The following is an 18,442-nucleotide window of genomic DNA, read 5'->3' as shown; positions in this document are numbered from 1 at the left end:
GTGCTCAGCCCGTTTTAGCCCAGGTGATTTAAGCCCAAGTGTAGAGTTTTGCCTAGGGAAGCGCTACAGTTCCTAAGCTGGACTCGGTATAGAGCATTGTGCAATGGGGAAATAATACACTGAGGACGCTTTTTGAATTGTCGTCCCCCAAGCTGTTGCCTTGTCATCGATCGAGTGTGGATTCACTAAACAGGTAATCTATGGCTTCTAACCCACCTTCTTCCACCGCTGCCCCTGCTAAGTTTTCCCTTTGGGGCAAGCTGGCTTTTGGGGCTGGAGACATTGGGCCAGGGATGACCGCCAACCTGCTGTCGTTTTCATTTTTGATTTTTTTGACGACAGCGGCAGGTCTGAGCCCAGTAGCGGCGGGGTCGGTGCTGGCGATCGGGCGCATTTGGGACGCGTTTAATGACCCGTTCATTGGCTATCTGAGCGATAAGACCCGTACCCGCTGGGGCCGCCGCTACCCCTGGATTGTGCTGGGAGCCATTCCCTTTGGGGTGACCTTCTTTCTCACCTGGGTGGTGCCAGACTGGGGCGATGCCGCCCGATTTTGGTACTACGTGGTGATGTCGCTGTTGTTTCAGGTGTTTTATACGGTAGTGAACCTGCCCTACACCACCCTCACCGCCGAACTGACCAAGGACTATGACGAACGCACTGAGCTGACCGCCTTTCGGCTGGGGTCGTCGCTATTTGGGGCGATCGCCGCCCTCGGCCTCGGTCTAGTGATCGCTCAGGTAATTGCTGACCAGCGCCAGCAGTATTTAGTCTTAGGTGGCATTTGCGCAGTACTGTCGGTGCTGCCATTACTGTGGTGCGTTTGGGGCACCTATCCCTATGCAGTGCAGCGCAATGCCCTCCAGCCCGCCGACACTGACGAAGCCGCGTTGCCCTTTCTCCAGCAGATCAGGGTCGTCTTTTCCAACCGAGCTTTTGTGTTTGTGGTGGGCATCTATTTGTTTGCCTGGCTGGCCCTACAGATGACCGCCAGTATCATTCCCTTTTACGCCACCTTTTGGATGGGGCTTGACTCCTACTTTTTAGCGGCGCTGCTGGTGCAGGGCACCGCCATTTTGATGATGGTGGTCGTCAACTACCTCAGCCGTCGTTTGGGCAAGCAAGAGGTGTTTTACATCGGCATTGGCACCTGGATCATTGCCCAGATTGCGCTGTTCTTTGTGCAGCCGGGGCAGGTGGCGGCGCTCTACCTGCTGTGCATTGTGATTAGCTTTGGGGTGGCCACCGCCTATGTGGTGCCCTGGGCCATGCTGCCCGACGTGATCGAGCTAGACGAGATCAAAACTGGCCAGCGCCGCGAGGGCATTTTCTACGCCTTTATGACGCTGCTGCAAAAGGTGGGCCTGGCTCTGGGGCTATTTTTGGTGGGCCTGGCGCTACAGTCTTCAGGGTTTGTTAGCGAGGCTGCTCAGCAGTCTGACTCGGCCCTGCTAGCCATTCGCGTTTTTATTGGCCCTGTACCCATGGTGCTGCTAGCGATGTCAGTGTTGTTGACCCGCTTTTACCCTATCACTCGTCAGATGCACGAAGAAATGCTGCTACAACTGGCTGAGCGCGATCGCGTTCAGAAACAAGACGATATAGATGGAGTGAGGTGATCAAAGTAGTCGTCTATGGATGATGACATCTCACTCAACACCGATAGCCTATCTACAGCCGATACACCGCCCTGTTTTCCGGTTCGCAGTACAGCCGAGTATTGAAAGTTTATCGCTACGATCAAGGGCACGAAGATGATGATCTTCGTGCCCTTTAAAGGCCTCTCTCTCCGAGTGGTATAGCTCGTAAATCACCTAAATGAGCTTCATGAAAAGCTAGCTTAAAATCTTTGTCAAAGCTGCACCACATCCAGCCGAGAAGTCGCCAAGCGATCCATCCACCCAGCGAGGAATGCGTGGTTAGTGGCTTGCTCACGGGGATCTTGGGTATCCGCAGGGTGGGGCAGCAGCCCTTGCAGCGAGGCACTGGTGACGCAAAACATCGACTTTTGGAAGCTCTGACAAATCTTGACCCGGACATCGTCAAGCCCGCGCCCGTTGGATTGGTAGAACGCCGTCAGATAGTCGGGCAGATAGTGACGCATATCCTGCATTAGCAGCGTGGGAGGAATGCCTGCTCCACCAATGGGCAAGGGGTCGGCATAGAGAGCACCATACTCAAAGCGACCCTGGTCGGCGGAAATTTGGTCGGCTTGAGCATTGTAGGAAACTGTGCCCAAAAATGGCGTGCCGCGAAAGAAAACTGCCTCCACGTAGGGAACCGCCACATCCATCAAAAACGTCAGTCCGGCAGATTTGGGCAGCAGTTCGTAGCTGGTTCCATTGATCCCGACTGCATAGCTAATAGGAATTGCTGCCGCCGCCACCAATCCCGCCTTGATGAAGGCTACCACCTGGGGAATAGTCTGTACCTTGCCCGCATCGTAGGCGTCGGACAGGTCAATAAACAGATCGCTCATCACCCGCCAAAACTGCCCCAGGGCGCTGTAGTAGGCCAGCTGGCGCACCTGCTCAGGCAGAAAATCGGGGAATAGACCGTTCAACGCCCGAATCGGTAGGTTGGTTTTGATCTTGGCAGCAACGGCAGCCTGACAGTGCTGCAAAAAGTCATCGCTGTCGAGGTATTCATCCATTTTGCCGCCGCCGTGCCAGAGCATGGTTTTCATGCAGTATTCGGCGTACTCAAAGTTGATGCGATCGTGCCACCAGTGACGCAGTAGCTGAGGCAGAGTTACCTTGCCGTTGAAATACTTGAAAAACGGAAACAATACCAAGAACTGATGATCGGCAATGTAAATCAGATTTTTGGAATAAGCATCGAGCACGACCCCATAGCTCTTGAGAATACCCACCACCTCAATCACGTTGCTCTCAGAGTCGGGCAGCAACGCCTCGGCTCCTAGTAGCTTTTGAATAAAGGGCTCTAGGGGGTGGAGGTTGGATTTGGCCAGAGATAGGGTTTTGGTCATGGCAGGGAGATCTCAGCACTGGGGTCGGCAAAGACAGGGGAAACAGGAGTTGGCAGAGTTAGGGCCGGGTCAACGAAAAGGGTATCGGCAACGGCGGGTACGGCCGTGGGGGCAAATTGGGTTCTAGCCTGCACAAAGCCTTGGTAGGGCTGGTGCAGTGCCAAGGTAATATTCTCACTCCAGCGGGCTAGCCAGTTAGGCTGAAGCCCGAAAGCGATGATCAGCATGGCCAGACCAAAAGCGGGGACGCGATCGCGCCAAGTTACCGGGGGCAGATCAATATCGAGCTGAGGTGCAACGGTAGGGGGTGCGATCGCCAGTCGGCCAAAAAAGACCCGGTTCACCAGCAGCAAAAAGTACACTGCCGTCAGACCTGAACCCACCATGCAAAGCAGCGTCTGCACCGGGAAGATTAGAAAGCTGCCGCGAAACACCAGAAATTCAGAAATAAACCCCACCATACCGGGAATGCCGGCACTGGCCATCACCCCTAGGATCATCATCGACCCCACAAAGGGCAGACCCCGCTCGGGGTTGAGCAGACCGCGTAGCACCGTCATGTCGCGGGTGCCTGTGGCCTTATACACCACCCCCACCAGCAAGAACAGCAGCGCCGAAATCAGCCCGTGGCTAATCATTTGAAATACCGTCGCCACAATGCTCACTGGGGTGGAGGCTGCCGCCGCCAGCAGCACGTAGCCCATGTGGCCAATGGAGCTATAGGCCACCATTTTTTTCATGTCCGTCTGGGCGATCGCCGCCAGCGACCCGTAGAGCACACTGATCACAGCCCAGGTTGCCATCCAGGGCGCCAGAGCCATCCAAGCATCGGGCAGCAGGCCCAGGCCAAAGCGCACCACGCCGTAGGTGCCCAACTTCAGTAGCACTCCAGCCAGCAGCACCGACACCGGCGTTGACGCCTCCACGTGGGCATCGGGCAGCCAGGTGTGGAATGGAAACAGCGGCACCTTGATGCCAAAGCCGATCAGCAGCGCTACCAGCAGGGAGACTTGTTGGGCCAGGGGCAGGGCCGCGGCCAGACCGCTGTCGTAGTCAAAACTGGTATTGCCCGACAGCCATACCAAGCCCAAAAAGGCTCCCAAGATCAGCACCCCCGACAAGGCGGTGTAGATCAAGAACTTAGTGGCGGCGTAGCCCCGCCGCGATCCGCCCCAGATGGCAATCAGCAGGTACAGCGGAATTAGTTCTAACTCGTAAAAGATAAAAAACAGCAGCAGGTTAGCAGCCAAAAACGCCCCAGCCACGGCGCTGTTAATTACCAGCAGCAGCACATAGTAGAGCCGAGTGCGGTGCAGAGTGGGTTCGCTGATATAGATTGCCACCAGGCCCAGCAGGCTATTCACTACCAGCAGCGGCAGCGACAATCCGTCGAGGCCAAGGCGATAGCTCAGCCCCAAGGGCTCAACCCAGGGCAGCAGTTCCTCAAACTGAAATCCCGGAGTTGTCAGCTCAAATTGAGTCGCCAAAAAGCCGAGCAAAACCAGGGTTAGGGCCAACCCAATGCCGCTTACGACTTTAGCCGTTTGCGCCTCTAGCTTGCCGGGCCATAGGATCAACACCAGGGCCGCCACCAGCGGAATTAAAATCAGTGCACTCAGCATCGCCAACCTTACCAAAGCGTCCAGGTCATGAAAATTCCGATCAGCCCCACCCCGGCAAAGATGGTCAATAGGTAGAGCTGCGACTGGCCTGAGGCGCTGTATTTAAGCCCCTCACCACCAAACAGCGAGGCCAAACCCACCCCGTTTACCAAGCCATCGACCACGTATTGGTCAAACCAGCTGCTAAACCGAGCCAGGGTTGACACCGCCGCCACTACGGTTTTGTCGTAGAGGCGTTCGGTGTAGAAGTCGTAGGCCAGCAGATCTTGGGCAATGCGCAGGGGGCGGTTGAGCGATCGCGCCAGCGACTTTGACAGGGGCACCGTCGCCCCCACCGCGACGCCTATCCAACCCGAAGCCAGCGTCAGCGCCGCGATCGGCAGGTTGATGTATTGCCAAGGGGGCAGCACCAGCAGCTTGCCCATGATCAGCGGCAGTAGCAGTGTAATAATTGACAAGGTAACCATCGGTACCGCCATCTGCCACGGCACCTCTGGAGCGCGACGGGTTTTGGGCTGAGGTGTCCCCAAGAATACCTGACGAAAGACACGCGTCAGATTCAATGCGGTGAGCCCGTTGACCAACAGAAACACCAGCGTCAGCAGCGGATAGTCACGGCTGAGAAAATCCGCTCCCATCCGCAACCCCCAAAAACAGCCTAGGGGCACCACACCGACCATCCCTAGAGCACCGGTCACAAAAGCCAGGCTAGTCGCCGGCATTTTTCTTCCCAGACCACCCAGCTCGGTGATATTTTGGCAGTTGGTGGTCATAATCACTGACCCCACCGCCATAAAAATTAGCGCCTTGGCTACGGCGTGGGTCAGCAGCAGCAGCAGCGCTACCCCTGGCCAGGTCGTGCCGACGGCAATAAACACCAGCCCCAGGTAAGCACTCGTAGAGTAAGAGAACGTACGCTTTAGGTCGACTTGGGCTAAGGCAACTAAAGATCCACCCAGGGCCGTTATTGTGCCAATCACCACTAGCGTACCTAGGGCTACCGGTGACAGCACAACAATCGGCTGCAAGCGAATCAATATGTAGGCACCGCAGGTCACCACCACCGAGTTCCGCAAAATCGAGGCGGGGTTTGGGCCTTCCATAGCTTCGTCGAGCCACAGGTGGAGCGGGAACTGCGCACATTTACCAATCGGCCCGGCGATCAGCGCCAACCCCAGGAGAGTGGCCATAGTAGGGGATAGATGCTCTATCTTGACCCATTCGTACAAATCGTTGAAGTCGAGGCTGCCTGCCAGACAAGCCAAGGAAACTACTCCCATCAGCAGCAGCACGTCACCAATACGCTTAGTTAAGAAAGCGTCGCGGGCGGCGGTTACCACCAGGGGCTGGGCATACCAAAAACCCACCAGCAGGTAGGTCGACAGCGTCAGCATCTCCAGCAGCGAATAGGAGACAAACAACGACCCGCTTAACACCAGCCCGCTCATGGCAGATTCAAAAACTCCCATCAGGGAATAAAAGCGAGCTAGGGCCCAATCTTTTTCCAAATAGCCTAGAGCAAAGACTTGGGCCAGCAGACTGAGGCCTGTAATCAGCTCTAGGGCACCGAGGTTGAGCACCGAGATGTCGAGGGCTAGAGTGAGGTGTAGATCGGCAAAGTCAAACCAGGAAAACAGCAGTTCCTGAGGTCCCTGATTCCAAATGCCGCGAAAGGCCATGAGCCCATGAACAAAGGACACCAGAGTCATCACAATGTTGAGATAGGCCGATGGTCGAGGGCCGGTGCGGCGAATCAACCCCGTGGACCAGGGCAACGATAGCAGCGCCCCAATGAGGCCATACATCGGCAGCAGCCAGCTGGTCTCAACAAAAAATTGGGTTATCCCGACGTTCTCTGACAACACCTTAAATGCTTATCTCCAACGGCGATGGTTCAGCAAATAATAAGGCCACGGCGGCCTAAATTCAGCAGTTCTGGCTCGACAGATTGGCGGCGCGATCGCACCTCGTGCCGTCACAGCTAGTTACCTATAGCCGCAGCAACTTGCTGACAGCTGAGCTAAATCAAAGCGCAGCCTGCGGCATCAGACCTGAAGCCGACGGTCAACCCATCAGCCCCAACCGGTTAGAAAATCACCAAGTTGAGCACGGCCCTACCCAAAGCTGGCGGGGCAAAACTCTAAGCCTCGTTGCCTCTATATTCAAAGCGTTTTGCTATTCTACCTGATTCCCTGAGGGGGTCGGCCCAAAAGCCATGATTTTGAGGGGCTAACCTAATAAAGACTTCTGAAGCGATCGATTAGAAATCACAACCCAATCTAGGGCATTCGTACTGAGGATCAATAAATTTAGAGATTTGGGCAGCCTACCCAGCTTAGGCACACGCTAGAACAACCTACACTTTCTACCACCCACCGATCTAGTAGAGCCCCAAGACCAAGCCGTAAGTGAGCAAGCACTACTGCTAACCTATGGATTGATTACGAGAAAAAAACCTTTGCCTCATTAGCTTTAATAATATTCAACATTAGCAACAATCATTGGGGCTTATATTGCAAAAGTGACTACGGACACCTATGCTTAATCTGTCATCAAGAATTTTTGGGCAATCTGAAGTTTTTGCTTCCCCAACGGTGATTCCCGGCTTGTCATCTTTTGGGACGCTTTTTTGCGCCTGAACAGCAGGCAAAGTGCGTTAGGTAAACCCAGGGTTGTCTAAATTTATAAGGAGATTTCGACTATGCCGATTGCTGTGGGAATGATTGAGACGCTGGGTTTTCCGGCTGTGGTAGAAGCCGCTGACGCAATGGTAAAAGCGGCCCGGGTTACCCTGGTGGGCTACGAAAAAATTGGTAGCGGCCGTGTCACTGTGATTGTGCGGGGCGACGTGTCTGAGGTACAGGCCTCGGTAGCCGCTGGTGTTGAAAATGTGAAGCGAGTCAATGGCGGCGAAGTTCTATCGACTCACATCATTGCTCGGCCCCACGAAAACCTGGAATTCGTTCTGCCCATTCGCTACACCGAAGCGGTAGAGCAGTTTCGCAGCTAGGCCTTAGACGTACGGTTTTTTGAGACCTATTCGTTCTAAGGTTTAAGGATCTGCTGGGCTGGTGGGCCTGGCTTGGGGTAAGGCTAATTCAGCACTCGTTTGAACTCCTGTATTCTCTGAAAAAAGGCGTATAAAAGCATGGCAATTGCAGTTGGTATGGTCGAGACGTTGGGCTTCCCCGCTGTGGTGGAAGCTGCCGACGCGATGGTAAAGGCGGCCCGGGTTACCCTAGTGGGCTATGAGAAAATTGGCAGCGGCCGCGTTACCGTGATCATTCGCGGCGACGTGTCTGAGGTACAGGCCTCGGTCGCCGCTGGTATTGAGAACGTGAAGCGGGTCAATGGCGGCCAGGTGCTGTCTACTCACATCATCGCTCGTCCCCACGAAAACCTGGAATTCGTTCTGCCCATTCGCTACACCGAAGCGGTAGAGCAGTTTAGAGAGAGCGTCAGCGGCATTCGCCCCTACGGCAGATAAGTCACTATGCTCTTGGCTAAGGTTCGTGGCACGGTAGTTAGCACCTGCAAGGAGCCTAGCTTGAGTGGCACAAAGTTTTTACTAGTGCAACTCATTAGCGAAACCGGCGACTTACTGCCTGACTATACAGTGGCCGCCGATGTGGTAGGGGCTGGCCCCGGCGAATGGGTGTTGATTACCCAGGGCAGCGGGGCCCGCCAGCAGCGCGGCTACGAAAATCGTCCTGTGGATGCGGCGGTGGTTGCCATTGTTGATACTGTAAGTCTCGACAGCGGCAATCTCTACAACAAGCGAGATGATTTTAGCTAGCTAGGTTTCTTCCACACTGGGCGATCCAGTTCAGCTAGCGCGGGCAAAGACTACACTCTCCCTACAACTAGCTCATTTCTGTGGTTGAGCAGCTAGTTAGTTGGGGTTTTTTGGGAGGACGTACGGCAATGGCGATCCGCACACCAGCGGCATCTCCGACTCAGGCATGGGGTTCGCAGCAGTCATCTGGGTCGTCGGCTCGGGTGCATGGGTTAGCCCAGGTGCAGGGCCAGGTTCTTGTCGAGCCTGGAGCAGTTTTGGCTGCTGGCTCGGTAGTTCGGGCCGACCCTGGTGCCGCCGTGCGGCTCGGTGCCGCTAGCACCCTGCAGGAGGGAGCCACAGTATATGGTCGTGCCCAGGGACAGGTGCTGGGGGACGATCGCAGCCCCTGGGCGGTCTGGGTAGGCGATCGCGCTATCCTCACCCACAAAGTGCTGGTGCAGAGTCCGGTCTACATTGGTGCCGACTGCTTTATTGGCTTTCGCTCAACTCTTTTCAATGCTCGATTGGGAGCCGGGTGCGTCGTTATGATGCACGCCCTGGTGCAGGACGTGGACGTGCCGCCCGGCAAGCTGATTCCTTCGGGGTCAGTAATTACCCAGCAGCAGCAGGCCGATGCCCTCCGCGACGTTGGCCCCATTGATATTGCCCTAATTAGGGAACTTGCAGGAACGCCCGGCCATGCGCCCCCCCTGGGTGGGTCAGCTAGCACAGCGTCTCTACATACCACAGCACACTCAAACGAACGCGATGGATTAGGCACTATGAATTCTCAACTGCTACCCCCCGACGTTGTCCAGCAGGTTCGTCAGTACCTGGCCCAGGGCTTCACCATTGGTACCGAGCACGCCGACTCTCGCCGCTATCGCAGTGGCGTTTGGCAGACCTGCAGCCCAGTTCAGTCCCAGCGAGAGTCTGAGGTACTGGCTGCGATCGAAAACTGTCTGTCCCAGCACCCAGGCGAGTACGTGCGCATGTTCGGGATCGATCCGAGGGCAAAGCAGCGGGTCGCCCCCATCACCATTCAGCGAGCCGATGGCAAATCTGTCGCCAACAGCGGCTCAGCGCCTTCTCATTCGAGTTATTCCAGCCCTTCCAACAACGGTGGCCATCGTCCGGCCCCAGCCGCGGCCAGCGGCCCCCTGTCGCCTGAGGTGGTGCAGCAGGTGCGTCAGTACCTCAGTCAGGGCTACCGGATTGGCACCGAGCATGCCGACTCTCGCCGCTACAGCAGCAACGTGTGGCAGACCTGCTCTCCCATTCAGTCATCCCGCGAGGGTGAGGTTTTTGGTGCCCTCGAGCGCTGTTTGGCTGAGCATTCGGGCGAATATGTGCGCCTGTTTGGCATTGACCCCAAGGCGAAGAGCCGCGTTGCCCCCATCACCATCCAGCGCCCCGACGGCAAATCCGCGGCGGCTAGTTCGCGATCGGGTGGTTCTTCCAGCAGCTCCTATGCCTCGGCCCCTAGCCCCAGCGGCGGTTCTCAAGTTGGCGGTGATGTCGCTCAGCAGGTGCGCCAGTGGCTCAGCCAGGGCTACCACGTGGGGGCGGAGCATGCAGATGCGCGCCACTACAACAGCAATGTTTGGCATTCCTGCAAGACCATTACTAGCAACCGCGAGGGAGAAGTCCTGGGCGCTATCAATGCCTGTGTAGCTGAGCACCCCAACGAGTACGTGCGGGTATTTGGCATTGACCCCAGAGCCAAGCGGCGGGTGGCCGCGGTTACTGTGCAGCGTCCGGGCTCGAAGTCGGCCCCATCGGCCCCATCGCCCTCCTACTCAAGTTCCAGTGCTCCGACCAGCAATGGAGCAGCTCCCATGGGCGGTCTTCCCCAGGAGGTTGTGCAGCAGGTGCAGCGGCTCTTCAACCAGGGCTATCGCCTCAGCGTTGAGCATGCTGATGTGCGCCGCTACCGCAGCGGTGCTTGGCAAAACGCCGGCATTCTAGAGGGAAGTCGGGCCTCGGATGTACTCAACGCCCTAGAGTCGCAATTGCGCAACCACTCTGGCCAATACGTACGCCTGGTGGGCATCGATCCGAAGGTGAAAAAACGAGTGCATGAAGCCACTATCCAGCGACCCTAGAGACCTCTCATCCAACCTTTGACCGTGGCAGTACCCGCCCAGGTGATCACCCAGCCTACCAATGGCTACATCCAGGGAGATGTGGATATAGCGCCTGGAGTGGCGATCGCACCTGGGGTACTGCTGGGGGCAGCCTCCGGTTGCCGTCTGGTGATCTCCGCAGGTGTCTGTTTGGGGGTCGATGTGGTGATACAGGTCCACCATGGCGACCTGGTGATTGAGCCGGGGGTGAGCTTAGGCAGCGGTGTGTTGGTAGTGGGTCACGGCTCCATTGGCCAGCACACCTGTATTGGAGCCAATAGCACCCTCATCAACCCAACAATTGGGGCCTCCCAGGCGATCGCACCGGGGTCTTTGCTGGGCGATCCAACGCAGGCCTCTTCTGACCAGGAGCCTGCATCTAACGGGGCTGCCCCTAGCACTAGTAGCTACGTCTACGGGTCTGCTGGCAACCTAGGCACTACGGGGAATGCCCTCAACGGATCGGGCCACACTACTGTTGGAGCCGCTCAGAATGGCAATATCCCCAACGGTATTGCCCAAAACGCCAGTGCTCAAAACAGTGTTGGGCAAAACGTTGCTGGGCAAAACGGATCCTCCGTCTACGGCAAAACCCAGGTCAATCGCCTACTAGCTACGCTATTTCCCCAGCGTCATTCGCTCAATGGCGCTAGCTCAGAGGACAGGCCCTAGAATGGAGAGGCAGACACCCCTGTGTAGAGGCACCCTATGCAACCCGACGGCAAACTAGCCTCGCCCCTTGACCTCAAGTCTGGCACGCCCAAGCGGTTGACCCTGGCGACCCCTGCGCCAGGTCAAAAAGAAGCCCAGCAGCGCGACAAGTATCGCGGCGCGGCCTTGGGTATGGTGTCAACGGAGAGCTTCCCGGCGGTGGTTGGTACAGCCGACGCCATGCTAAAGGCCGCCGATGTTCTGCTGGTGGGCTATGAAAAGACCGGCGGTGGGCACTGCACTGCGATCGTGCGGGGGGGCATTTCCGACGTGCGCATGGCGGTAGAGGCTGGGATTAAAACCGCCCAAGATTTTGGTCAGTTTGTCTCTTCAACGCTGATTCCGCGCCCGTTACCCAACCTGGAAGCAGTGTTGCCTATCTGCGCCCGTTGGGACGAGTTGCGGGGCGAGAGCGGCGGCAAGATGGGCAGTCAGGCTATTGGCCTGCTGGAGACCCGTGGCTTTCCGGCAATGGTGGGAGCCGCTGATGCTATGACCAAGTCTGCCGATGTGCAGCTGATGTCCCACGAGACGATTGGCGAAGGCCTTTGCACCATTTTGATTCGGGGGTCGCTGCCCAACGTGGCGATCGCGATCGAAGCCGGCATGCACGAAGCCGAGCGCATCGGCGAACTCCACGCCGTCATGGTCATTCCCCGCCCCCTCGATGATCTGGTTGAATCGCTGCCCGTCATGGAAATGGAGCAGGAGCAGCCCGAACCCCTTCGCATTCCCCTTAACCTGGAGGTTAAACAGGAGGAGACCGAAGCCGAGCCTGTGCTGATTGAAGCGGTGACGGAAGAGGTCACACCCATTGCCCTAGAACTGACCGTAGACGAGCAAGAGCTAGCCGATGAAGAGCTTTAGCAAGTTGGCAGAGTATTTGAACTAGGGACGCTGTCTAGCGTGCTATTGCCGCTCTAGGAGCGTCGTCTTTGCCTGACTAATTCAAGGGCAACGGATAGCTATCCCTGCGCTCTTTGAACCAATCCCACACTTGCTCTACCAAATCTTTGGCATCGGCATCAAACCACTGCACTGTGGCTCGGTTGCGAAACCAGGTGCGCTGGCGTTTGGCGAACTGACGGGTGTGCTGCACGATGTCGGCCTGGGCGATCGCCAAAGAAACATCCCCTTGCACGTAGCGCAGCATTTCGCCGTAGCCCAGGGTTTGCAGCAGGGGCAGCTCCGGGCCGTATTTTTCCAGCAGATGTGTCACCTCATCCACAAATCCCGCCTCAATCATTGCCTGGGTGCGCTGAGCAATGCGGCGTTCCAACGAGAGGGAATCACAGTCGAGGGCCAGGTAAAGCACCGGATACGCCGGAGGCGCTTCTCCTTGAAGAGTCGACATAGGCTGGCCAGTGACATAGAACACCTCCAGAGCGCGCACCGTACGCACCGGATCGTTGGGATGAATGCGTTGGGCCGCAGCTGCATCCAGGCTTTTGAGTAGGGCATAGCAGTGGGGCTGCCCCAGGGCCTCTAACTGCTGGCGCAGGGCGGGTTGGGGAGCCACGGGCGGAATATGTAATCCTTTCACCACCGCATCTATGTAAAGCCCTGTACCACCCACCAGCATGGGCACAGCACCCGTCTGGTGAAAGGTGTGAATTAAATCTTGAGCCTGGCGCTGGTACTGGGCTAGGGTGAGGGTTTCGGTCGGGTCACAGATGTCCATCAGGTAGTGGGGAATTTGCCGCCGATCGAATGCCGAAGGTTTTGCCGTCCCAATATCAAACTCTCGATATACTTGTCGGGAGTCGGCGCTGAGAATGCACCCTTGAAGGCGCTGGGCTAGGGCGATTGCTAAAGACGATTTGCCCGTTGCCGTAGCGCCGCCAATCACCCATAAAAATGGTACAATTGAACTATTATTCTCCGTCTCCTGGAACGACGATTCTAGCTGGGGAAATTTAGGTGATTGCATCCCTAGTTTATTCTTGAGCTGACGTTGCCTTAGAGCCCGCTGTGGCTGCTTTGTGCTATAATTTCTAGGTGTTTTGACCTGGCGAGCATTCGGGTGGCTTAGAGCCCATTTTTGGAGCGTACAGTATGACAACTGACTACGGTGCCGATCAGATTCAGGTTCTAGAGGGGCTTGAGCCTGTTCGCAAACGTCCAGGCATGTACATCGGCAGCACTGGCCCCCGTGGACTCCACCACCTAGTGTACGAGGTTGTTGATAACTCCGTAGACGAAGCGCTGGCGGGCCACTGCGATCGCATCGATATTTCCCTCAATGCCGACGGCTCGGTCTCCGTCACCGACAATGGGCGCGGCATTCCTACCGACATTCACCCCCGCACCGGCAAGTCAGCCCTCGAAACGGTGATGACTGTGCTTCACGCCGGGGGCAAGTTTGGCGGTGGCGGCTACAAGGTGTCTGGAGGCCTTCACGGCGTGGGCATCTCGGTGGTCAACGCCCTGTCAGCGTGGGTTGAAGTTACCGTCTGGCGCCAAGGGAAGGAGCACAAGCAGCGATTTGAGCGCGGTGTGCCTATCGGTGAGCTGTCGGCAGAGAAAATTGCCGAAAAGCGCCAGGGCACCTCGGTCACCTTCTTGCCCGACACCGAGATTTTTCACAACGGCACTGAGTTTGACTACGACACCCTGTGCGGCCGCCTGCGTGAGCTGGCCTACCTGAATGCAGGCATTCAGGTGATTTTCACCGACTACCGCCTAGACGTGATTAAGTCGGACCAGCCCAAGGTTTCGACCTACCACTACGCGGGCGGCATCATTGAGTACGTCAAGTACATCAACAACGACAAGCAGCCCATCCACGATGAGATCATTCACATCTCCTCCGAGCGCGATGGGGTGCAGGTAGAGGCCGCGCTGCAGTGGTGTATCGACGCCTATTCTGACAACCTGCTGGGCTTTGCCAACAACATTCGCACCATCGACGGCGGTACCCACCTGGAGGGACTGAAGGCGGTGCTGACCCGCACTCTCAACAACTTCAGCCGCAAGCGCAACAAGCGCAAAGATGCTGACTCGAACCTGGCAGGGGAAAATATCCGCGAGGGGCTGACGGCCATTATTTCGGTGAAGGTGCCCGACCCCGAATTTGAGGGTCAGACTAAAACGAAGCTAGGCAACACCGAGGTGCGGGGCATTGTCGATTCTCTAGTGGGTGAAGCCCTAACTGAGTATCTCGACTTCCATCCCAATGTGGCCGACGCCATCTTAGAGAAGGCCATTCAAGCCTTTAATGCCGCCGAGGCCGCTCGCCGAGCCAGGGAACTGGTGCGCCGTAAGTCGGTGCTAGAGTCGTCTACTCTACCGGGCAAACTGGCCGACTGTAGTAGCCGTGACCCCAGCGAGTCGGAAATCTTTATTGTGGAAGGCGACTCAGCCGGTGGTAGTGCAAAGCAGGGACGCGATCGCCGCTTCCAGGCCATTCTGCCGCTGCGGGGCAAAATTCTCAACATTGAGAAAACCGAAGACTCTAAGATTTACAAAAATACTGAAATCCAGGCGCTGATTACCGCCTTGGGCATGGGCATTCGCGGCGAGGAGTTTGACTCATCGCAGCTGCGCTATCACCGCATCTGCCTGATGACCGACGCCGACGTGGATGGAGCCCACATTCGCACCCTGCTGCTAACGTTCTTTTACCGCTACCAGCGCGACCTGGTCGACCAGGGTTACATTTACATCGCCTGCCCACCCCTTTACAAGGTGGAGCGGGGTCGCAACCACTGGTACTGCTATAACGAGCGCGAGCTGCAGAACTTAATTACCAACGAGTTTCCGGCCAACGCCAACTACACGGTGCAGCGGTTCAAGGGTTTGGGAGAAATGATGCCCCAGCAGCTGTGGGAAACCACCATGGACCCTACCACCCGCACTATGAAGCGGGTGGAGATCGAAGACGCCGCCGAGGCCGATCGCATCTTTACGATCCTGATGGGCGATCGCGTCGCTCCCCGTCGCGAGTTCATTGAAACCTATGGCTCCCGCATGAAGCTAGAAGACCTGGATATCTAGAGTAAATAGCCAGTATCAAGCTTGGGATAGGGCATGCTGACTATGTGCCCTCGGCGGGCATGGATTGAACTAGCGTAAACAACGTGACGGAGCGCTTCTAAGAAACCTCGGTGTCGTTGAGATGCAGCAATTCCCTAATTAACGGGATAGTTATCCCTGAGCGAATGTATCCTGTGGATCATGGGTCTAGGGGCAATCTATGACGACGATTCAACCGATTGTGCTTGAAGATGATGACGGAACCAGCTACACCATCTACGTAGAAACCGATGTTGTAGAAACCAACAGCAGGACTGCAACTCCCCCTGCCGTTCCACCTTCTCCGCCACCTTCACCCCGCTCCTACGACCCCAACGCAACTCGTGAGACCTATAGTTGGCCACCCAGCGAACCAACCCGGGGTCTGTCGGCGCCTATTAATGCCCAGCTTCAAACGGTTCACCAAACCATTCGCGCTTACACGGTGTACGCCTTGGGGGCATTCAAAAACCTAGCCGGGGCTGAGGTCGAAGACCTCAAACTCAGCTTTGGCATCAAAATCAACGCCGATACCGGCATTCCCATGCTGGCCAAGGGTTCCATTGACGGTGACTTCAAAATCGAGGTCACCTGTAAGTTTCCTAAAAACTAAGCGAGTTAGACCAGCTAGCCGTCAAAATTTGCGTAGGTAATTTGAAACTGCGATTTTTTCTTAAACTCAGACAACTGACTTTAGGTTCAGTTATTTATTAAGTCGTTTAGCCGTTCAAAGAAGCATTGAGGAGTTTGATGCCAGCGAAATACTGAAGAATTCTGCTGGCACCGCAATAAAAAGCAGGGTCAGCACTTGCACTAACCCTGCTTTTATTGGTTTAGAACCGATTATCTAGCTTTCAGTAGAGCCAGCTAGCTTGACTTTCTTGGCCAGACCGACTGTTTCGAGCAGGCGAATAGTCATCCAGGTCATGTCAACTTCCCACCATTTCAGGCCGTGGCGGGCCGAGTACTGATAGGCATGGTGGTTGTTGTGCCAGCCTTCACCGTAAGTGAGCACGGCTACCCACCAGCAGTTGGTCGATTTGTCTTCGGTTTCATGGCTGCGGTAGCCAAACTTGTGGGTGGCGCTGTTCACCAACCAGGTGCAGTGGTAAACCGCCACCAGCCGCACAAAGATGCCCCACAGCACAAAGGGCCAGCCGCCCAGGGCGTAGAGCACTACGCCGAGGCCAACTTGAAGCAGCAGGAAATACTTTTCGCAGAACAGGTAGAAGCGATCGTCTTTGATATCGCGGATGAAACGGTCAACCTCGTGGCGGGCCGGCACGTCGCGCAGCATCCAGCCCATGTGGCTCCACCAAAAACCCTTGTTAGAGTCGTGGTGGTCGAGGCTCTGGTCAGAGTAAGCATGGTGGTGGCGGTGTAGGCCGACCCACATAATTGGGCCGTGCTGGCAAGCCAGGGTACCGCAAAAAACGAAAAAGTACTCTAGCCACTTGGGCACCGTAAAGCTACGGTGAGACACCAGTCGGTGCCAACCCAGGGTAATACCCAGGCAGCCGGTGAACCAGTGGAGCAGCAGTGCTACCCCGATCGCCGCCCAGGAAAAGTTAGCGGGCAGAAACGCCAGGGCCGCCATGCTGTGGACAAAAATCATGAAGCCAAGGGTGACCCAATCGCGGGACAAACGCTCGGTAGTTACAGCAGTCATGCAAAAATCTCAGAATTTTGGACAAGCGCCCCAGCAGGAATCCTCAGTAAGAATTTTGCTCAGGCAGAGTAAATGTAGGGGACAATAGTTACCCCTGTTTCTTAACGAAAAAATTTAACCATTGCAACAATCAAACCTGATGATGCCCTCTGACTCGACCCTTCTTCCAATATTTTATGGAATTGACGCTCAGGTCAAGCAAAATCTAGCGCGAGTATTAGAGGCATTTCGACAGCATCGGGTGGGAAGTCACCACTTTAACAGCGTGTCGGGCTACGGACACGACGATCTGGGACGTGACACCCTCGATCGCGTCTTTGCCGACATAGTGCAGGCGGAGGCCGCCCTGGTGCGATCGCAGTTTGTCTCAGGCACCCACGCGATCGCCTGCGCCCTGTACGGCGTGCTGCGCCCTGGGGATGAAATGCTAGCCGTAGCAGGCACTCCCTACGACACCCTTGAAGAGGTAATTGGCTTACGGAGCAAAGGCCAGGGATCCTTGGCCGAGTTTGGAGTGTCCTATCGAGAGTTACCATTGACCGCTGACCACACCCTCGACTGGGATGCCCTAGCAACAGCAGTGGGGCCAAAAACCCGACTGGTGCACATCCAGCGATCGTGCGGCTACAGCTGGCGGTCATCCCTCACCATAGCCGAAATCGAAAAGATCGTGGCTACGGTAAAAGACCAGAATTCCACCGTTGTCTGTTTTGTCGATAACTGCTACGGCGAATTTTTAGAAGACCGTGAGCCTACTGCCGTTGGCGCCGATCTTATGGCCGGATCGCTGATCAAAAACCCCGGTGGTACCATTGCCCCCACCGGTGGCTACATCGCGGGTCGGGCCGACCTAGTTGCGGCGGCCGCCTGCCGTCTTACCGCCCCTGGCATTGGGGCCAGCGGTGGTTCTAGCCTCAACCTCAACCGCCTGCTTTATCAGGGACTATTCTTAGCTCCCCAAATGGTTGGTGAAGCCATGAAGGGCAATTATCTTCTAGCGGCCACCTTTGCTGCCCTAGGGTACCCCGTCAATCCAGACCCCAGTGCATCCCAGCGCGACGTGATCCAGGCCATTCGCCTGGGGTCGCCCGAGAAACTAATCGCCTTTTGTAAGGCTGTACAACAGCGTTCACCTATCGACGCCTACGTAGAACCCGTACCTGGTGCCATGCCTGGCTACGAGAGCGAGCTGGTGATGGCTGGGGGCACCTTTATCGACGGCAGCACCTCAGAACTGTCGGCTGATGGTCCCTTGAGGGAGCCCTACATCGTCTACTGCCAGGGTGGCACCCACTGGACACACGTGGCTCTAGCGGTGGAGGCAGCAGTAGAGGCGATCGGACCGTTGTAGAACAGCATTTAGCAGTAGCTCGAGCATGGTTCCCTTAGCTCGACTCCAGAACTTTAGCCCACAAAGCTCTATCGAGAGAGTGATTTTTCCCGCTCTACATATCATCCCTGGCCGTCTATTTTGAAAGGCTCCTTTAAAAAGGCCAGGGGCGACGGATTGTAGTCCATCGCCCCTAGCGCTTA

General features: G+C 56.3%; 15 protein-coding genes. 10 read left to right on the top strand and 5 right to left on the bottom strand.

Features of this window, described 5'->3' with window-relative positions; all coding sequences use genetic code 11:
- Nucleotides 1-200 precede the first annotated feature (200 nt).
- Nucleotides 201-1,619: an MFS transporter gene (locus tag H6F59_RS10355; protein ID WP_190698583.1), complete on the top strand. Its 1,419-nt coding sequence runs from the start codon at nucleotides 201-203 to the stop codon at nucleotides 1,617-1,619.
- A 233-nt stretch (nucleotides 1,620-1,852) separates the two neighbouring features.
- Here the strand turns inward: H6F59_RS10355 and H6F59_RS10350 are convergent, their stop codons facing one another.
- The 3 genes from H6F59_RS10350 to H6F59_RS10340 are packed head-to-tail and all read right to left on the bottom strand — an operon-like array spanning nucleotide 1,853 to nucleotide 6,455.
- Nucleotides 1,853-2,989: a CO2 hydration protein gene (locus H6F59_RS10350; RefSeq protein WP_190698580.1), complete on the bottom strand. Its 1,137-nt coding sequence runs from the start codon at nucleotides 2,987-2,989 to the stop codon at nucleotides 1,853-1,855.
- Nucleotides 2,986-4,611: an NADH-quinone oxidoreductase subunit M gene (locus H6F59_RS10345; protein WP_190698577.1), complete on the bottom strand. Its 1,626-nt coding sequence runs from the start codon at nucleotides 4,609-4,611 to the stop codon at nucleotides 2,986-2,988. The genes H6F59_RS10350 and H6F59_RS10345 overlap by 4 nt, the downstream gene beginning before the upstream one ends.
- 8 nt (nucleotides 4,612-4,619) lie before the next feature.
- The gene (locus H6F59_RS10340; protein WP_190699806.1) at nucleotides 4,620-6,455 is read right to left on the bottom strand and encodes an NAD(P)H-quinone oxidoreductase subunit F; all 1,836 of its coding nucleotides are present in this window, start codon (nucleotides 6,453-6,455) and stop codon (nucleotides 4,620-4,622) included.
- A gap of 857 nt (nucleotides 6,456-7,312) precedes the next feature.
- Between H6F59_RS10340 and H6F59_RS10335 the strand changes: the two genes are divergently transcribed.
- From H6F59_RS10335 to H6F59_RS27585, 6 genes are all read left to right on the top strand, one after another.
- On the top strand, nucleotides 7,313-7,621 hold the full coding sequence (locus H6F59_RS10335; protein ID WP_073608506.1) for a carbon dioxide-concentrating mechanism protein CcmK: 309 nt from the start codon (nucleotides 7,313-7,315) through the stop codon (nucleotides 7,619-7,621).
- 138 nt (nucleotides 7,622-7,759) lie between these two features.
- Nucleotides 7,760-8,098, top strand: coding sequence for a carbon dioxide-concentrating mechanism protein CcmK (locus tag H6F59_RS10330; RefSeq protein WP_017296879.1), 339 nt, complete (start codon nucleotides 7,760-7,762; stop codon nucleotides 8,096-8,098).
- Between the two features lie 6 nt (nucleotides 8,099-8,104).
- Nucleotides 8,105-8,407 carry a EutN/CcmL family microcompartment protein gene (locus H6F59_RS10325; protein WP_073608507.1) on the top strand — a complete coding sequence of 101 codons (303 nt, stop codon included), beginning with the start codon at nucleotides 8,105-8,107 and terminating at the stop codon, nucleotides 8,405-8,407.
- A 128-nt stretch (nucleotides 8,408-8,535) separates the two neighbouring features.
- Nucleotides 8,536-10,494: a ribulose bisphosphate carboxylase small subunit gene (locus H6F59_RS10320; protein ID WP_199325718.1), complete on the top strand. Its 1,959-nt coding sequence runs from the start codon at nucleotides 8,536-8,538 to the stop codon at nucleotides 10,492-10,494.
- Between the two features lie 24 nt (nucleotides 10,495-10,518).
- On the top strand, nucleotides 10,519-11,187 hold the full coding sequence (locus H6F59_RS10315; RefSeq protein ID WP_206755200.1) for a hypothetical protein: 669 nt from the start codon (nucleotides 10,519-10,521) through the stop codon (nucleotides 11,185-11,187).
- Between the two features lie 36 nt (nucleotides 11,188-11,223).
- Entirely contained in the window at nucleotides 11,224-12,093 is an 870-nt protein-coding gene (locus H6F59_RS27585; protein WP_190698571.1) for a BMC domain-containing protein, read from the top strand.
- A 76-nt stretch (nucleotides 12,094-12,169) separates the two neighbouring features.
- Here the strand turns inward: H6F59_RS27585 and miaA are convergent, their stop codons facing one another.
- Nucleotides 12,170-13,156 carry a tRNA (adenosine(37)-N6)-dimethylallyltransferase MiaA gene (miaA, locus tag H6F59_RS10305; protein ID WP_190698568.1) on the bottom strand — a complete coding sequence of 329 codons (987 nt, stop codon included), beginning with the start codon at nucleotides 13,154-13,156 and terminating at the stop codon, nucleotides 12,170-12,172.
- 125 nt (nucleotides 13,157-13,281) lie between these two features.
- Between miaA and gyrB the strand changes: the two genes are divergently transcribed.
- Both gyrB and H6F59_RS10295 read left to right on the top strand, forming a co-directional pair.
- Entirely contained in the window at nucleotides 13,282-15,222 is a 1,941-nt protein-coding gene (gene gyrB, locus H6F59_RS10300) for a DNA topoisomerase (ATP-hydrolyzing) subunit B (protein ID WP_190698565.1), read from the top strand.
- 199 nt (nucleotides 15,223-15,421) lie between these two features.
- On the top strand, nucleotides 15,422-15,853 hold the full coding sequence (locus H6F59_RS10295) for a CU044_2847 family protein (RefSeq protein ID WP_190698562.1): 432 nt from the start codon (nucleotides 15,422-15,424) through the stop codon (nucleotides 15,851-15,853).
- 234 nt (nucleotides 15,854-16,087) lie between these two features.
- Here H6F59_RS10295 and H6F59_RS10290 read toward each other — a convergent pair whose 3' ends face one another.
- The gene (locus H6F59_RS10290; protein ID WP_190698558.1) at nucleotides 16,088-16,909 is read right to left on the bottom strand and encodes a fatty acid desaturase; all 822 of its coding nucleotides are present in this window, start codon (nucleotides 16,907-16,909) and stop codon (nucleotides 16,088-16,090) included.
- Between the two features lie 139 nt (nucleotides 16,910-17,048).
- On the opposite strand from H6F59_RS10290, the gene H6F59_RS10285 reads away from it, so the two are divergent.
- Entirely contained in the window at nucleotides 17,049-18,260 is a 1,212-nt protein-coding gene (locus H6F59_RS10285) for a methionine gamma-lyase family protein (protein ID WP_190698556.1), read from the top strand.
- Nucleotides 18,261-18,442: the final 182 nt, after the last annotated feature.

Source organism: Nodosilinea sp. FACHB-141 (genome assembly GCF_014696135.1).
GTDB lineage: Bacteria > Cyanobacteriota > Cyanobacteriia > Phormidesmidales > Phormidesmidaceae > Nodosilinea.
This window is presented reverse-complemented; position numbering and strand designations above follow the sequence as displayed.